The sequence below is a fragment of the Kribbella turkmenica genome (genome assembly GCF_004348725.1).
Classification (GTDB): Bacteria; Actinomycetota; Actinomycetes; order Propionibacteriales; family Kribbellaceae; genus Kribbella; species Kribbella turkmenica.
Window position 1 is genome coordinate 14,446 of the sequence record NZ_SMKR01000024.1, and the last position, 15,799, is coordinate 30,244.

Here is a 15,799-nt window from a genome sequence, read left to right on the forward strand (position 1 = left end):
TACGCCGGCCGCCCGGTCAGCTCAGGTGGACACCGGCGGCGCGGAGCTCCGACAGCGCCTGCTCGGTGGTCCCCGGAGCGACTCCCGCGGTCAGCCTCGTCAGCACCGTCGTCCCGAAGCCGGCCTGCTGGGCGTCGAGCGCGGTCGCGCGGACGCAGTAGTCGGTGGCGATCCCGCACACGTCGACGTCGGTGACGCCCTTGTCCCGCAGCCAGTCGGCGAGTGCGCGCCCGTCCTCGTGGGACTTGCCCTCGAAACCCGAGTAGGCGGCCGCGTACTCGCCCTTGTCGAAGATCGCGTCGAAGGGCTGCGGGTCCATGTTCGGGTGGAAGCTGACGCCGTCGGTGCCGGCGACGCAGTGCCGGGGCCAGGAGTTCACGTAGTCGGGGTCGATGGAGAAGTGGTCGCCCGGGTCGATGTGGTGGTCCCGGGTGGCCACGACGTACTCGTACTTCTTGTCGGCCGGCTCGGCGTCGTACCACTTGTGCAGCAGTTCACCGATCCGGAAGGCCACGTCCGCACCACCGCTGACGGCCAGGCTCCCGCCCTCGCAGAAGTCGTTCTGCACGTCGACCACAATCAGTGCCCGGCCCATCGTGACGCTCCTCCTCCAGGGGGTGTCCTGTGCCCACGGTACAAGCGTGACCTCTCCGGCACGCCGAGCGCACGCCGCGGGTGCGCTTTCGACGGAATCGACGCGGACGGTTATCGTGTGGTGGCGCATGGTGACAACTCCGTCACCGCGCCTGTTGAGCGGGGCGAGTCCCGGGGGATTTGTTGATGAAGAAGGCAGTTCTGGCCGTGGTCACCGCCGCGGCCGTGGCCGCCGCGGCGCTGGTGCCGTCCGGCCGGCCGGTGGAGGCCGCGACGCCGGGGTTCGGCTCGGCGGTGTCCGCGGTCAAGCAGACGACGTGGCAGACCAACGCCAGCGTGAACGCGCTCGCGATCGCGGGTGACACCGTGTTCGCCGGCGGACTGTTCACCCGGATCCGGCAGCCCGGCAAGCCGGTCGGCCAGGGCGACGCTGCCCGGACCTACCTGGCCGCGTTCGACCGCGCCACGGGTGCGCCGACGAGGTTCGCGCCGAAGCTCAACGGCCCGGTCTGGAGCATCGCCACCAGCCCGGACGGCCGGTGGGTCGTGATCGGCGGGGACTTCACCGCGGTCGACGGGCAGCCCCGCAAGCGGATCGCGATGTTCAGCGTGGCCACCGGGCGGCTGGTGGCCGGCTGGCACCCGGCGGTCAACTACCGGGTCGCCGCGCTGGCGATCTCCGGCACCACCGTGTACCTGGGCGGTGCCTTCGGCCGGGTGGACAACAAGGCCCGCAACCGCCTGGCCGCGGTCGCACTCACCACCGGGGCCCTGCAGCCCTGGAACCCGGACGCCGACGACGACGTGCACGCGCTCGAGCTGTCCGCCGACGGCAGCCGAGTCTTCGTCGGCGGCGGGTTCGAGACCCTGCAGGGCGAGGAGCACCACGCGCTGGCGATGGTGAACACCACGACCGGCGCCGCGTTCCCGATGCCGGCCGCCGCCGCCATCCCGCGGAAGACGGACGAGTGCGACAGCCGGGTCAAGGACATCGACGTGCTCGGCGTCAAGGTCTTCGTCGCCAACGCCGGGAGCGGGATCGGCTGCTACGACGGGGTGCTCGCGGCCGACGCGACGTCCGGGAAGTTGTTGTGGCAGAGCAAGTGCCTGGGCGCGACCGAGGCGGTCAAGGCGATCGGCAACTGGGTCTACAAGGGGTCGCACGCGCACGACTGCAGCCGGGACGGGGGCTTCCCCGGTAAGACCGGCATGCACCACCTGCTGGTCTACAGCGCTCTCAACGGCAAGCTCGGCCCGTGGTACCCGAACACCGACGCGGGCGGTGAGACGCTGGTCGGCCCGCTGGCCTTCGCGTCCGGCGGCAACGACCTGTGGGCGGGCGGCGACTTCACCGAGGTGAACGGCGTACCTCAGCAGGGCCTGACACGGTTCACCAACGCGCCCGGCGGTGCCCGGCCGGGTCGGCCGGCGGCGCCCAAGGTCTCCAGCACGCGGGTCCACCGGACGACGGTCACGTTCCCCACCGTGGTGGACCCGGACAACATCTCCCTGACCTACTCGCTGTACCGCGGTGGCACGAAGGTCGGGTCGTGGACCCGGAACTCCTACTCCTGGACGAAGCCGGTGATCACGACGTTCGCCGACGCCGGCCTGACGAGCGGCCAGCCGGTCGACTACCGGGTTCAGGTGACCGACGGCCGCAACACCAGGATGAGCGCCAAGGCGACCGTCAAGGTCCGCTAGGCCGTGTCTGACACCTAGTCCGGCAGCAGGTGGCCGCCGGTGACGCGGAGGATCTCACCCTGGATCGCGGTCGTCCGGGGTGAGGTCAGGAACAGGATCGCGGCGGCGAGGTCCGCGGTGTCCGGGAGTTTGCGCGCGCTGAACCTGGTCGCGAGCTGATCGGTCGCGGCCTTCGGGATCACCCGGTGCTCGCCGTTCTCGAGCGTGATCCCGGGCATCACCACGTTGACCAGTACGCCGTCCCTGCCCAGGTCGTGCTGGAGACTCGCGACCAGGCCGTGCAGCCCGGCCTTGGCGGCGCTGTACGGCCACGAGCCGGGCAGGCCGCGCTCGGCCAGGTCTGTCGAGAGCAGCACCAGGCGGCCGTGCTCCGACCGGCGAAGCGACGCAGCGGCCTGCTGCACCAGGTGGAAGTTGCCCTCGAGGTTCGCGCGCAGCACCGGCACCCACCACTCCAGTTTCGCGTCCTCGATGTTCACCGGCCGGTCGTGGAACCCGGCGCTGCCCCAGTCGACCGCGTTCCCGACGACCACGTCGAGCCCGTCCCATCGGCGTACGGTCGCCGCCACCGCGGCCGCGATCGTCTCCGGCGCGTTCAGGTCCAGCGGTACGACGTACGCCGTACCGCCGGCCGCCTCGATCTCCTCGGCCACCACCTCGGCCGCGTCCTTGCGGGAGTTGTACGTGATCGCGACCCTTGCACCCTCCCGCCCGAACGCGATCGCTGTCTCCCGGCCGATGCCCGACGACCCGCCCGTGACCAGCACCGCCGCGCCTCGCAACCCCAGATCCATGGCGTACCCTTCATGTAGTTAGTCGGCTAACCACAAAAATTAGCCGACTAACTAACCCGGCGCAAGCCTGGAACCGTCATCGCATCGGCCGGCCGGGTCAGTGGGATTCTTCGGCCCGGCCGTTGAGCTCGGCGAGGCGGTTGCGGATGATCGGCGAGCGGGGCGGCGCGAACTCGTCGGTGAGGGCGACGGCCTGTTCGAGGTAGTCGACCGCCTGCGCGGCCTGACCGGTCGCCAGGGCGTGGTCCGCGAGCCCTTCGAGCGCCGAGACCAGGTAGAGGTGGTCCTTGTCGCCGCTCGCGCCGCTGGCCACCAGTTCGAACGAGTGCCGGGCGCCGTCGGTGTCGCCCATCGCCAGCAGCGTCTCGCCGAGCGCGAGCCGGATCGTCCACTGGGACGGCAGTTGGCCGATCTTGTCGGCCGCTGCGAGTGCCTGTCGTTGCAGGTCGACGGCCTTGTCCAGATTGCCGCGCAGCCGGTGGACCCGGCCCAGTTGCGCCAGGGCGTAGGGAAGGCTGAAGACGCTGTCCAGCTCGGCCGCGGTCCGGTGCGCCTCGGTCGCCGTACCCACGGCGTCGTCGAGCCGGTCGAGCCCGAGATAGCAGGTCGTCAGCCCGCTCAGCGCGTCGGCCATCAGGCCGGAGGGCCCGTGGCGCCGGAGCAGCGTCAAGGCTTCCTGATACGCCCGTACGGCGGCGTCGTAGTCGCGCGAGTTGCCGTGGGCGATCCCGGTGAAGACCAGCGCGCGGGCCAGGAGTCTGTCGTCGTTCAGCTCACGGGCGATGTCGCTGGCGCGCTGGAGGGTGGGCAGCGCCTCGCCGTACGGATCGATGGTCTGCAGGCAGATGCCGAGCGTCGAGTACAGCTGCGAGCGGACCCGCGGATCTCCGTCGCCGGGGAGTCGTTCGAGGGCTCGATGGAGGACGTCGACCGCGGCCCGCGCGCCGTGTTGCCCGCGAACGAGGCGTGCCGTCGCGTGCAGGATCCGGGCCTCGGCGCTGCGATCGCCGAGCTGTTCGGTGGCCGCCGACGCGAGCTCGAGGACCGTGGTGTGCTGCTGGATCTTGCCGCGCTGCTGGAGCAGCACGCTGCAACCGAGTGCAAGCATCCAGACGTACTGAAGCCGGTCGTCGGTAGCCGCCTGCTCCACGGCGGCCACGAGGTTGGTCGCCTCGGCGCCCGCCCAGAGGTTCGACTCCCGGATTGTGGCCAGCGTGGGTACGGCGACGGCCGGGCGGTCGCCGAGCTCGAGGAAGTCCGGGCTCGCCTGCTGCAGGAGTGGGTGCGAGCACGCCTGCAGGTAGTACTCGAGCAGGCGGTTGCCGGCCGCGTCGAGGTCGGCCGCGGAGTCGGTCGTCCGGGCGAGTTCGGCCGCGTAGTCACGGATGAGGTCGTGGAACTGGTACCGCCCGGGTGCCGGTTGCAGGAGCAGGTTGGCGTCGACCAGCGACTCGGCCAGGTCGGCGGCGTCGTCCGGCGTGCGGTCGGTCAGCGCGGCAGCGCCGTACTGGTCGAGGTCGCGGCCGGGCAGGAGGCTGAGCAGGCGGAACGCCCGTTGCTGCTCGGGACTCAACTGGGCGTAGGAGAGCTGGAAGGCGGCCGCGATCCCGAGGCCGTCGGCGGTCAGCTCGGTGAGTCGGCGGCCGACGCGGTCGAGGCGCTGATTGATGTGGGCCACCGTCCAGCTGGGACGGTGCCGGAGCCGGGCACCGGCGATCCGGAGTGCGAGCGGGAGGTTCCCGCAGCGCTCGATCAATCCGTTGCTAGCGGCAACGTCTGCCGCCGCGCGATCGGCACCGACGAGTTGTGCCAGCAGCGCGGACGCGTCGGCGGCGGCCAGCAGTTCGAGGTGCAGGCGTTCGCGGACGTCCAGTCCGGTGAGCTGGTTGCGACTGGTGATCAGCACGCCGCACGTCGGCGATCCGGGCAGCAGCGGCTCGACCGTCGTGCTGTCCGGGGCGTTGTCCAGGACGACGAGCAGCCGTCGGCCGGCGACCGTCGTACGCCAGAGGGTCCGGGCTTCCTCGAGCGTGTGCGGGATTGTCAGCCCCGGTAAGCCGACACCGACCAGCAGGTGGTCCAGGGCCGCCTTGGTGTCGAGGGGAGCACGACCGGGAGTGTGGCCGTGCAGGTCGACGAAGAGGAGACCGTCGGGGTAGCGGGCCGCGAGCTGGCGGGCGGTGTTGACCGCGAGGGCGGTCTTGCCGACACCGGCCATGCCGTCGATCGCGACGATCGGAGGAGCGGCCGCGGTCGAGTTGCCCAGGGCCGCGACGAGCCGGCCGAGCTCGGTACTGCGGCCGACGAACGTGGAGCCCGCGTAGGGAAGTTCGTCGCGGGTGCGGAGCGGGGACTCGTTGCGGAGGATCGTCTGGTGGAGGTCGCGAAGCGCCGGTCCCGGCTCGACTCCCAGTTGGTCGACGAGGATCTCGCGGGCACGGGCGTAGACATCGAGGGCGTCGGCCTGGCGGCCATCGGCGGAGAGGGCAAGCATGAGCTGACCGGCGAGGTGCTCGTCGAAGGGCTTCGCGGCCACGGCCGGAGCGAGCTCGGCGATCAGTTCGGCGTGCCGGCCGCGATCGAGATCGACGTCCACGCGGTCGGCGAACACCTTGTCCCGGCGCTCGGTCAGGCGAAGCCGTTGCGCGGCCAGGTACTGCCCGGGCAGGCCGGATAGTGGTTCACCGCGGAACAGGGCGAGGGCCTGCTGGTAAGCGCCGGCGGCGGCGTCGAGATCGCCGGACTCGCGGTGCCGGCCCGCTGCCTGAACCGCTGTCTCGAAGGCCGTGGTGTCGAGAGCGTCCTCCGGCAGCCGCAGCACGTAGCCGTCCGGCGTCCGATCGAGCACTTCCGCCGGCAGCGTCCGCCGCAGCCGGTAGATGTACGGCGGCAAGACCTTGAGTCCGGTCCCCGGCGGGTTGTCGTGCCAGACGAGATCGAGCAGCTCCTCCGGGGTGCAGACCTGGTTCACTCGCAGCGCCAGCACCGCCAGCAGGGCCTGCTGCCGGTGCGGACCGGGCGCGACCGTCCGGCCCTGCCACACGATCCGGAGCGGCCCCAGCAACTCGATCCGAAGTGGGCGGTTCACTTCTCGCAGTCTGCCAAGCAGGAGGTTCAGGCATCAACGCACATCTCACCGGCTGAGGCGGGCCGCACACTCGGCGGCGACCGCCTGGCACAGCGACTGGGCGGTGTCGGCGTCGTGTTCCGGGACGACGTGCTGCACGGTGCCGACGGCCTGCAACGCCGCGGCGGTGATCCGCTGGGAAGCAGCCATCACCGGTGCGTGCGCGGTGTCGCGGTACATGATCGCGCTCGCGCCCTCGGGCGGCAGCGGCGCGAGCCAGGCGTGTTCGGTGGCGAGCACTGTGGTTGCCGGAAGCAACGCCAGGGCGCCGCCACCGGTTCCCTGCCCGAGCAGCACCGACAACGTCGGGACGGTGAGGGTTGCCATCGTCGCGATGCACTGGGCGATCTCACCGGCCAGCCCGCCCTCCTCGGCCGACGGCGACAGCTCGGCTCCCGGTGTGTCGATCACGGTCACGAGCGGGAGGCCGAGCGCCTCCGCGAGGTTCATCCCGCGCCGTGCCTGCCGCAGCGCCGCCGGACCCATCGCCTTGACCTGCGAGCGATCCTGGCCGACCAGCACGCACGGCTGCCCGTCCAACCGTGTCAGTGCGACCAGCACGCTCGCGTCCGACTCGGTCAGTCGCACCGTTCCGGCCGCGCCGTACCTCAGCAGCTCCCGTACGCCGGGCCGATCGGCTCGACGTGTTCGCAGTACCGACTCCCAGGCATCGGCTTCCCCGAGCGATCCGGTACGCCGGGGAAGCGCCGGAGCGACCGGTGGATCGACCAGAACGCCGAGTGCCCGGTCGAGGAGGTAGGACAGGTCGGCGGTCTCGACGACGCCGTCGATCACGCCGTGGGCAGCGAGGTTCTCGGCCGTCTGCACACCCGGCGGGAACGGTTCGCCGTGCAACGCCTGGTAGACCTTGGGCCCGAGGAAGCCGATCAGCGCACCGGGCTCGGCGACGGTGACATGGCCGAGCGAGCCCCAGGACGCGAACACGCCGCCGGTCGTCGGGTGCCGGAGGTGGACGAGATAGGGGAGACCGGCCGCCTTGTGGTCCATCAGCGCTCTGGAGATGGTGATCATCTCGAGGAACGCCGGGGCACCTTCCTGCATCCGGGTGCCGCCGGACGCGGTGGACGCCACGATCGGCAGCCGCTCCGCGGTCGCCCGCCGGACGGCGGACGTGATCCGCTCGGCGGCGACCCGGCCGATCGACCCGGCCAGGAAGGCGAACTCACTCACCAGCACCGCGACCGCGCGACCCCGGACGAGCCCGCGGCCGGTGAGCACGGCCTCGTCGGTGCCGGCTCGTTCGGCGGCCTCGAGCAGATAGCGCGAGTCCAGCGCGGCCGGTCGGTCCCAGGACGTGAACGAACCGGGGTCGAGGACCGCATCGATCAACGCCGTGCTCACGTGTCCAGCCAGTCGCGGACGGCCGCGCCGTGCTCGTCGAGCGCCGGCGGCGGGCGATGGGCCCGTGGAGTCGTCTCCTGGTCGCCGGTGAAGAAACGCAGTGGCGGGCCGGGCAGCCGGAGCGGGCCGAGGGTCGGGTGCTCGACGTCGACCAGGAGTCCCTGGCTGGCCGTCTGGTCCCACGCGTACACCTCGTCGAGCGTCCGCACCTTTCCCGCCGGTACGCCGGCCTCCGCCAGCCTGGCCAGCAGCTCGGCACCCGTCAGCCCGGCGAACGCGCTCTCCACCACCTCGATCAGCCGATCCCGGTGCGCGACCCGGTGGGCGTTGGTCGTCAACCCGTCCGGATCGATGCCGAAGGCAGCGCAGAACCGTTGCCACAGGCTCTCGCTTCCGACCGCGATCTGGACCGCGCCGTCCGCGCAGTGGAACAACCCGTACGGCGCGATCGACGGGTGATGGTTGCCCTGCGCCCGCCCCACCTCGCCGGCGACGGTGAACCGGGTGCCCTGGAAGGCGTGGACGCCGACGATTGCCGCAAGCAACGACGTACGGACGACACTGCCCACCCCGGTCGTCGCGCGTTCGTGCAGGGCGGCCAGGACGCCGTACGCGCCGTACATCCCGGCGAGGAGATCGCCGATCGGCACGCCCGCCCGCTGCGGGTCGTCGGGCCCCGAACCGGTGAGTGACATCAGCCCGGCCTCGCCCTGGGCGATCTGGTCGTACCCGGCCCGTCCACCCTCGGGACCGTCGTGGCCGAACCCCGTGATCGACAGCACGACCAGCCGGGGATTGCGTTCCCGGAGGACGTCGATGCCGAGACCGAGCCGCTCGAGCACGCCGGTGCGGAAGTTCTCCACCAGCACGTCCGCGCGGTCGACCAGCCGGAGCAGCACGTCGCGATCCGTCGCGTCCTTGAGGTCGAGAGCGATCGACTCCTTGTTCCGGTTCGCCGACAGGAAGTACGTCGACTCGCCGCCGACGAACGGCGGACCCCAGCCGCGGGTGTCGTCGCCGCGGCCCGGCGCCTCGACCTTGATCACCCGCGCACCGAGGTCGCCGAGCATCATCGTCGCCTGCGGGCCGGCCAGCGCCCGGGACAGGTCGACGACCAGGACGTCGCCGAGCGGTCCGGGCATCCTCGTCACCATCGCGGTCACCAGCCGGGGACCACGAGCGCGGCCCAGACCAGCAGCGGCCCGGCGGCGACCACGATCATGCTGTAGGTGAGGATCTGCTTGTAGTACACCGGTTCGGTGACCGTGTCCGGCCGGTTCGCCAGCATCAGCGCGCCATTGGTGGAGAACGGGCTGACGTCGACGATCGTCGACGCGATCGCGAGCGCGGCGACGAACAGGCCGGCGTTGATCCCGCCGTTCGCGACCAGCGGGACCGCGATCGGGATGATCACCGGCAGCAGCGCGGTCGACGACGCGAACGCCGACACCACCCCGCCGACGTAGCAGAGCACCAGCGCGCCGATCACGGCCGCGCCCAGGCCGGCGGCCCAGTTGCCGACGAACTCGGGCGACCCGGCCTCGGTGAGCACCGCGGCGTACGTGCTGACGCCGGCGACCAGCAGAACGGTCGGCCAGGCGACCTGCTTGATCGCGTCCCGGTGCTGCTGCGGCGAGAGGGTCGCGAGCAGGACCGCGGCCGTGATCGACACGAAACCGATGTTCTTGTCGAAGGCCAGCGCGATCACCGCCACCCCGAGGAACGCCACCAGGGTCAGCACCTGGTCCCGGCGTACGCCGGTCGCCTGGGTGCTGGTCGACGTCGAGGTCCCGGTGCCGCGTGCGGTCACCGGCGGGCCGCCCCTGTGCAGGTCGTCGGTGATCGTGTCCGGCTCGTTCGGGTCGATCCGCTGCTTCATCAGCCGGCGGCCGCCGAGCAGGACGAACAGGATCGCCGCCATCACCAGGTTGACGGCCAGGCTGGCCAGGAACACAGTCAGTTCGGACGACGGCAGGTTGTTCTGCTCCATCACCGAGTTCGTGATCGTGCCGTAGATGCTGATCGGCGAGAAGCCGCCGCCCTGCGCACCGTGGACGACGAACATGCCCATCATCAGCGGGTTGATCCTGTACCGGCCGGCGAAGCCGAGGGCGATCGGGCCGATGATCGCGCAGGCGGCCGGGCTGGCCGCGCCGATCGCGGTCAGCAGCGCGGTCACCGCGAACATCACCCACGGGATCAGCGCGACCCGGCCGCCGACGGCTCTGACCGCGCTGGCGACTATCAGGTCCACGGTGCCGTTGTTCTTGGCGATCGCGAACAGATAGGTGACACCGATCAGGGTGAGGACGAGATCGCCGCTCACGCCGGCCAGGATCTCCCGCTCACTCAGGTGCAGCGAGAACATGCCGACCAGCCACGCCGCGACGTACGCGAGCGCACCCATGTTGATCGGCAGCACGGTGCCCATGACGAACAGCGCGACGAGCGCCAGGATCGCGACCCACTCTGGTCCCATGACGGTTCCTTCTTCCGGGGCTGGACGTTACTCACCGGTTTGGCTCAGTGGCCTAGCCAATAGGCCAATGAGCCAGTTGTCAATAAGCTGGGTCGCATGGACTCGCCACGGTTCCCCCGTCCAGTACTGCGGTCACGCCTCTACGAGCAGGTCGCGGACCAGATCTCCACCTGGATCGCGGAGAACGGCCTCCTGCCCGGCGACCGGCTGCCGCCCGAGCGGGAGCTGGCACAGCGGCTCGGGGTGAGCCGGGCGACGCTCAGCCAGGCGCTGGTCGCGCTCGAGGTGATCGGAGTGGTCGTGGTTCGGCACGGCGACGGGACGGTGCTGACCGAGCGGGCCCGGACCGGTGCGGTGATCGAGGCGATCCGGGCGCACGCCGACCGGCTCCCGGAGATCATCGAGGCCCGCGACGCGCTGGAGTCGAAACTGGCCGCGCTCGCCGCGATCCGCCGTACCGACGCCGACCTGGCCGCGATCCGGGCGGCGCTCGAGGAGATGGAACGCGACATCGAGGCCGGCGGACGCGGCGTGGACGCGGACGAGCAGTTCCACGGCGCGATCACCGCGGCCGCCCGGTCGGAGTTGCTCACACAGATGATGGCAGCGATCCACGACCTGATCCGGGAGACCCGGCTGGAGTCGTTGTCGCAGCCCGGGCGGCCGCGGGAGTCGCTGGCCGGGCACCGGAGGGTGGCCGACGCGATCGCCGCCGGCGACCCGGCCGCGGCCGCGGCGGCCATGCACGAGCACGTCATGCTCGTCTCGGACGTCGCGCTGCTCCGCGAGCAGCCGTGACCGGGCCGGAACATGTCGCCGTCATCGCTGCCGGGCTCGGCGCCGGCATCCTGACGTCGACGGTCGGGGTGGCGTCGCTGCTCAGCTTCCCGGTCCTGATCGCGCTCGGCATCCCGCCCGTGGTCGCGAACGCGTCGAACACGCTCGGCCTCCTGCCGGCCGCGATGAGCGGGTCGTTCGGCTACCGCCGCGAGTTGCGCGAGGTACGCCGCCCGACCACGGTCGCCGTGATCCTGACCTGCGCGATCGGGGCGATCGGTGGTGCCGCGCTGCTGCTCGCGCTGCCGCCGGGCGTCTTCGCCTCGCTGGCACCCTGGCTGATCCTGTTCACCTGCCTGATCGTCGGCGTCCAGCCGTGGATCACCAGGTGGCTGAGGTCGCGGCACGAGCACCCGCAGGGCGAGCGGACCACGATGACCCCGGCGACCACGTTCTTCGCGGCGCTGACCGGGGTGTACGGCGGCTACTTCGGCGCCGGCGCGGGAGTGATGATGATGGCGGTCCTCGGTTTCGGGCTCGATCTCGACCTGCGGATCGTCAACGCGCTCAAGACCCTCGCCCTGCTCGCCGCGAACCTGGTCGCCGGCTTCATCTTCGTCCTGGTCGCCGACCTCGACCTGACCGCGGCCGGGCTGCTCGCGATCGGCTCGGTCGTCGGCGGGTACGTCGGCTCCCACATCGGCCGCCGCCTCCCGGCCGCCCTGCTGCGCGTCCTGATCGTGATCGCCGGCGTCGTCGCCGCGGTGCTGATGCTCCGCTAGAGGCACCGGAGGTTCCGGCCGGGATTGGTTGCCTTCGTCACCCTCATGGGCCGGGCGCCGGGGTGCTCGAAATTTACGGTGGTCTCCAAGGGGTAAGACCCGGCTGCCCGGGAGCGGGCGATGTGTCAGAGTCGGGGGCGGAAGTGCCGGGAGAAGGGGCGGAACGATGGCCGGATTGACCAACTGGGCCGGGAACATCAGCTTCGCGGGTCCGCTCGAACGCCCGTCGTCGGTGCCGGAGCTGCAGGAGCTCGTCGGCCGCAGTGAGAAGGTCCGCGTGCTCGGCACCGGGCACTCGTTCAACCGGATCGCCGACAGCACCGGGACGCTCGTCAGCGTCGCCGGCCTGCCGAAGGTGATCGACGTCGGCGACGGCGGGGTGACGGTCTCGGCCGGTCTCCGGTACGGCGAGATCACCGCGGCGCTGCAGGCCCGCGGACTCGCGTTGCACAACCTCGGCTCGCTGCCGCACATCTCCGTGGCCGGGGCATGCTCGACCGGCACCCACGGCTCCGGCGACACCAACGGCCCGCTCGCCGACGCGGTCAACGCGATCACGTTCGTCGACGCCGAGGGCGACCTGGTCACGGTGACCCGCGACCACCCCGACTTCGCCGGCTCGGTCATCTCGCTGGGCGCGCTCGGCGTGACCGTCAGCCTGACGCTCGACGTCCAGCCGTCGTACGAGATCAGCCAGGTGGTGTACGACGGACTGCCGGTGGACCGGCTCGGCAGCGACTTCGCCGAGGTGATGGGGAGCGCGTACAGCGTCAGCGCGTTCACCGACTGGGTCGACCCGGACGTGATGGTGTGGCGCAAGCAGCGCGCCGGCGCGCCGATCGAGAACGAGTGGCTCGGCGCCCGCGTCGCCGACGGAGCCCGGCACCCGATCAAGTCGATGCCGGCCGACTACGCGACCCAGCAGGGCGGCGTACCGGGTCCGTGGAACGAGCGGCTGCCGCACTTCCGGCTGGAGTTCACCCCGAGCAACGGCGACGAGCTGCAGTCGGAGTACTTCGTGCCGCGGGCGAAGGCGGCCGAGGCGTTCGAGGTACTGCGGGCCCTGGGCAACCAGTTGGCGCCGGCGATCCAGGTGTCCGAGGTCAGGACGATCGCCGCCGACGAGCTCTGGCTGAGCCCGAGCCAGGGGCGCGACACCGTGGCCCTGCACTTCACCTGGATCCAGGACGAGGCCGCCGTACGTCCGGTGGTCGCGGCCCTCGAGGACCGGCTCAACCCGCTCGGGGCCCGGCCGCACTGGGGCAAGGTGTTCGCCGCCGACGCGGCGTACCTGCGGTCGTGCTACCCGAAGGTGCCCGAGTTCGTCGACCTGGCCGCGAAGTACGACCCGGACGGCAAGTTCCGCAACCCCTACCTGGACACGTACCTGGGTCGTGCCTAGTGCGATGAGATCGGCTCCAGGGTCGTGGTGATGGTCCAGAGCAGGTTGCGCAGGACGCGGCGGTCTTCGGGACTCAGCTGAGCGAGGGCGCGGCGACCCGCGCGGTCGTAGACCTCCTGGACGGTGTGCGCGAGCTCGACACCGCGGTCGGTGAGCTCGATGCTGACCTGGCGGGCGTCGGCGGAGTTCTTCACCCGGCGGACCAGACCCGCGGTCTCCATCCGCTGGGTGGTCTTCGTCGCCGTCGGCACCTCGACGTCCAGGACCTTCGCGAGCTGGGCGACCGGCAGCGAGCCGTGGTGCAGGAGCTTGGCGAGCACCAGCTCCTGGCCGGTGTGCAGGCCGGTCCCGGCCAGTTCCTCGCTGACCGCCTTCCGGGCCGCCCGGTCGGCGAACCGCAGCGCGATCAGCACGTCCGCCCCACTCGCGGGTGCCTCCGGCGGCCACTCGGCCGCGGTCCGCGGCCGGTCCTCGGCCTGCTCGGTGCTCACGTGTGGCTCCGCGGCATGAACGGGTTCCGCGCGTCGTAGTCGCCGATGTACTCGGTCGGGATCGCGGGCTCGCCGCGGCTCAGCTGGCTGGCGTAGCGTGGGAGCTCGTCACGGACCTTGAGGTGGTGGGCCCGCGCCTCGTCCGGCGTACTGTGGCCGACGATCTCGCCGCCCTCGACCAGCGGCTTCAGCAGCTCGCGGTCGTCGCCGTCGTCCACCGGCTGCTCACCCACGCCGATCAACTCGACCTCGGCGACGCCGGTGGCCGACCGCCGGCGCAGCGCCCACTTGCGGCCGCCGATGGAGATCTTGTCCACACTCTTCTTCGCGACCGGCTCCAGCGTCCCGTCCGCGTCCTCGCGGGCGACCAGCTTGTAGACGAACCCGCAGGTCGGGTAGCCGCTCCCGGTGACCAGTGAGGTGCCCACGCCGTACCCGTCGACCGGCGCCGGGGCCAGCGCGGCGATCTGGAACTCGTCCAGGTCGCTGGTGACGATGATCCGGGTCCTGGTCGCGCCGAGCGCGTCCAGCTGCTCGCGGACCTGGCCGGCCAGCGACGGCAGGTCGCCGGAGTCCAGCCGGACCGCGCCCAGCTCGGGCCCGGTGATGTCGATCGCGGTGCGGATCGCCTCGGCCACGTCGTAGGTGTCGACCAGCAGCGTCGTTCCCTTGCCCAGGGCATCCACCTGGGAGGTGAACGCGTCCCGCTCCCGGTCGTGCAGCAGGGTGAACGAGTGCGCCGCCGTACCGGTGCTCGGGATGCCGAACCGGCGGGCGGCGGCCAGGTTGGAGGTGGCGGTGAACCCGCCGATGTACGCCGCCAGCGCGGAGGCGACCGCGGCCTCCTCATGGGTGCGCCGCGAGCCCATCTCGATGCATGGCCGGCCGCCGGCCCACCAGGTCATCCGGGAGGCGGCCGAGGCGACCGCGGAGTCATGGTTCAGGATCGATAGGAAAACGGTTTCCAACAGGACGGCCTCGGCGAAGCTGGACTCGACCACCAGTACCGGTGAGCCGGGGAAGAAGATCTCGCCGTCGGCATACCCGGAGATGTCGCCACTGAACCGGTACGCCGCCAGCCAGTCCCGGGTAGCCTGGTCGACGACACCCCGATCGGCCAGGAAGGCGATCGTCTGCTCGTCGAAGCGGAACCGCTCCAGCGCGTCGAGCAGCCGGTTCACGCCGGCCACCACGCCGTACCGGCGGCCGTCCGGCAACCGCCGGGCGAACAGCTCGAAGACCGATCGGCGGTGCGCCGTGCCGTCGGCCAGACTGGCCTGCAGCATGGTCAGCTCGTAGTGGTCGGTCAGGAGCGCGGTGGAGTCCGTCACTGCGTGGGTCACAAGGGCAGCCTATTGCGAACCAGGAACCGATGATGGAGAGAATGGACCGGTGAGCACCGCACCAAGCGAACTCGAGAGCCCCGAGGTCGACGAGGCGATCGAGCTGAGCCCACCGTGGGTGACGATCGTCTGGAACGATCCGGTCAACCTGATGGACTACGTCACCTTCGTCTTCCAGACCTACTTCGGCTACTCCAAGCAGAAGGCCGAGAAACTGATGATGCAGGTGCACACCGACGGCAAGTCCGCGGTGTCGAACGGGAACCGCGAGGCGATGGAACGCGACGTCGAGGCGATGCACTCCTACGGCCTGTGGGCCACCTGCGAGAAGTCGTGACGCGGTTCCGCAAGCGCCGCAAGACCGTGGTCGTCAGTTTCGCCGAACACGAGGCCGACATCCTGGCGAATCTGCTCCGCAACCTGGTCGAGCTGCTGTACGACGGGATGCCGCCGCGCGCCACCGAGTCGTCGGACCCGTTGGCCGCGCTGCTCGACAGCGACGGACCGACGTCGCCGCCGGAGGACGTCGTTCTGCAGCGGCTGCTGCCGGACGCGTACAAGGAGGACGACATGGCGTCCGCCGAGTTCCGGCGGTTCACCGAGCGCGGGCTGCGCGACGGGAAGATCGGGGACGCCAAGCGGGTGCTGTCCGCCCTCGAGGACTCCGGCGCCGACGAGATCGCGCTGGAGCCGGACGAGCAGCTGTCCTGGCTGCGGGCGCTCAACGACCTCCGCCTGGCGATCGGGACCCGGCTGGACATCAAGGAAGAGGACGACTACGCCACCTGGGAGAAACTCCCGGACGACGACCCCCGGCGCCTCACCTACGACCTGTACGACTGGCTCGGCTACCTGCAGTCCGCCCTCCTCCACAACATGCGCTGAGCGGGTGCGGCAGGTGCCCAGAGCCCGGCGCGCGCCAGGTGCGTAGCGGCGCCGGGGCC

At 71.1% G+C, this 15,799-nt stretch carries 14 protein-coding genes; 6 read left to right on the forward strand and 8 right to left on the reverse strand.

Features of this window, described 5'->3' with window-relative positions:
* Positions 1–16: 16 nt before the first annotated feature.
* On the reverse strand, positions 17–595 hold the full coding sequence (locus E1218_RS07910; protein ID WP_132317810.1) for a nicotinamidase: 579 nt from the start codon (positions 593–595) through the stop codon (positions 17–19).
* A 185-nt stretch (positions 596–780) separates the two neighbouring features.
* Between E1218_RS07910 and E1218_RS07915 the strand changes: the two genes are divergently transcribed.
* Positions 781–2,298, forward strand: a complete 1,518-nt coding sequence (locus tag E1218_RS07915) for a WD40 repeat domain-containing protein (RefSeq protein ID WP_132317812.1) — start codon at positions 781–783, stop codon at positions 2,296–2,298.
* Between the two features lie 14 nt (positions 2,299–2,312).
* On the opposite strand, the gene E1218_RS07920 is transcribed toward E1218_RS07915, so the two are convergent.
* The 5 genes from E1218_RS07920 to E1218_RS07940 all read right to left on the reverse strand — a co-directional run bounded on the left by E1218_RS07920 (position 2,313) and on the right by E1218_RS07940 (position 10,060).
* A complete protein-coding gene (locus E1218_RS07920; protein ID WP_132317814.1) occupies positions 2,313–3,092 on the reverse strand; it encodes an SDR family NAD(P)-dependent oxidoreductase in 780 nt (259 codons plus the stop codon).
* A 97-nt stretch (positions 3,093–3,189) separates the two neighbouring features.
* A complete protein-coding gene (locus E1218_RS07925; RefSeq protein ID WP_132317816.1) occupies positions 3,190–6,180 on the reverse strand; it encodes an AfsR/SARP family transcriptional regulator in 2,991 nt (996 codons plus the stop codon).
* 45 nt (positions 6,181–6,225) lie between these two features.
* The gene (locus E1218_RS07930; RefSeq protein WP_202865835.1) at positions 6,226–7,581 is read right to left on the reverse strand and encodes a carboxyl transferase domain-containing protein; all 1,356 of its coding nucleotides are present in this window, start codon (positions 7,579–7,581) and stop codon (positions 6,226–6,228) included.
* Positions 7,578–8,723 carry a CaiB/BaiF CoA transferase family protein gene (locus tag E1218_RS07935; protein ID WP_132317818.1) on the reverse strand — a complete coding sequence of 382 codons (1,146 nt, stop codon included), beginning with the start codon at positions 8,721–8,723 and terminating at the stop codon, positions 7,578–7,580. The genes E1218_RS07930 and E1218_RS07935 overlap by 4 nt, the downstream gene beginning before the upstream one ends.
* A 17-nt stretch (positions 8,724–8,740) precedes the next feature.
* Complete coding sequence (locus E1218_RS07940) at positions 8,741–10,060, reverse strand: SLC13 family permease (RefSeq protein WP_132317820.1); 1,320 nt, start codon at positions 10,058–10,060, stop codon at positions 8,741–8,743.
* Positions 10,061–10,156: 96 nt separating this feature from the next.
* Between E1218_RS07940 and E1218_RS07945 the strand changes: the two genes are divergently transcribed.
* The 3 genes from E1218_RS07945 to E1218_RS07955 all read left to right on the forward strand — a co-directional run bounded on the left by E1218_RS07945 (position 10,157) and on the right by E1218_RS07955 (position 13,021).
* Complete coding sequence (locus E1218_RS07945; RefSeq protein WP_132317822.1) at positions 10,157–10,858, forward strand: FadR/GntR family transcriptional regulator; 702 nt, start codon at positions 10,157–10,159, stop codon at positions 10,856–10,858.
* On the forward strand, positions 10,855–11,619 hold the full coding sequence (locus E1218_RS07950; protein WP_132317824.1) for a sulfite exporter TauE/SafE family protein: 765 nt from the start codon (positions 10,855–10,857) through the stop codon (positions 11,617–11,619). Before E1218_RS07945 ends, E1218_RS07950 begins: the two co-directional genes overlap by 4 nt.
* Positions 11,620–11,785: 166 nt before the next feature.
* Entirely contained in the window at positions 11,786–13,021 is a 1,236-nt protein-coding gene (locus tag E1218_RS07955) for a D-arabinono-1,4-lactone oxidase (RefSeq protein ID WP_132317826.1), read from the forward strand.
* Here the strand turns inward: E1218_RS07955 and E1218_RS07960 are convergent.
* Positions 13,018–13,512 carry a MarR family winged helix-turn-helix transcriptional regulator gene (locus E1218_RS07960; protein ID WP_132317828.1) on the reverse strand — a complete coding sequence of 165 codons (495 nt, stop codon included), beginning with the start codon at positions 13,510–13,512 and terminating at the stop codon, positions 13,018–13,020. The two genes, E1218_RS07955 and E1218_RS07960, sit on opposite strands and share 4 nt — an antisense overlap.
* Complete coding sequence (locus tag E1218_RS07965) at positions 13,509–14,798, reverse strand: nicotinate phosphoribosyltransferase (protein WP_233712087.1); 1,290 nt, start codon at positions 14,796–14,798, stop codon at positions 13,509–13,511. The genes E1218_RS07960 and E1218_RS07965 overlap by 4 nt, the downstream gene beginning before the upstream one ends.
* A gap of 106 nt (positions 14,799–14,904) precedes the next feature.
* Here E1218_RS07965 and clpS point away from each other — a divergent pair, with 106 nt between their 5' ends.
* Complete coding sequence (clpS, locus tag E1218_RS07970; protein ID WP_132211019.1) at positions 14,905–15,192, forward strand: ATP-dependent Clp protease adapter ClpS; 288 nt, start codon at positions 14,905–14,907, stop codon at positions 15,190–15,192.
* Positions 15,189–15,740 (forward strand): DUF2017 domain-containing protein, encoded by a 552-nt coding sequence (locus E1218_RS07975; RefSeq protein WP_132317830.1) that lies wholly within the window; start codon positions 15,189–15,191, stop codon positions 15,738–15,740. Before clpS ends, E1218_RS07975 begins: the two co-directional genes overlap by 4 nt.
* Positions 15,741–15,799: the final 59 nt, after the last annotated feature.

Excerpts from the sequence above, each read along its gene's own strand:
- E1218_RS07910 (WP_132317810.1), bottom strand. The coding sequence starts at position 595 with ATGGGCCGGGCACTGATTGTGGTCGACGTGCAGAACGACTTCTGCGAG.
- E1218_RS07915 (WP_132317812.1), top strand. The coding sequence starts at position 781 with ATGAAGAAGGCAGTTCTGGCCGTGGTCACCGCCGCGGCCGTGGCCGCC.
- E1218_RS07920 (WP_132317814.1), bottom strand. The coding sequence starts at position 3,092 with ATGGATCTGGGGTTGCGAGGCGCGGCGGTGCTGGTCACGGGCGGGTCG.
- E1218_RS07935 (WP_132317818.1), bottom strand. The coding sequence starts at position 8,723 with ATGCCCGGACCGCTCGGCGACGTCCTGGTCGTCGACCTGTCCCGGGCG.
- E1218_RS07940 (WP_132317820.1), bottom strand. The coding sequence starts at position 10,060 with ATGGGACCAGAGTGGGTCGCGATCCTGGCGCTCGTCGCGCTGTTCGTC.
- E1218_RS07945 (WP_132317822.1), top strand. The coding sequence starts at position 10,157 with ATGGACTCGCCACGGTTCCCCCGTCCAGTACTGCGGTCACGCCTCTAC.
- E1218_RS07955 (WP_132317826.1), top strand. The coding sequence starts at position 11,786 with ATGGCCGGATTGACCAACTGGGCCGGGAACATCAGCTTCGCGGGTCCG.
- E1218_RS07965 (WP_233712087.1), bottom strand. The coding sequence starts at position 14,798 with ATGCTGCAGGCCAGTCTGGCCGACGGCACGGCGCACCGCCGATCGGTC.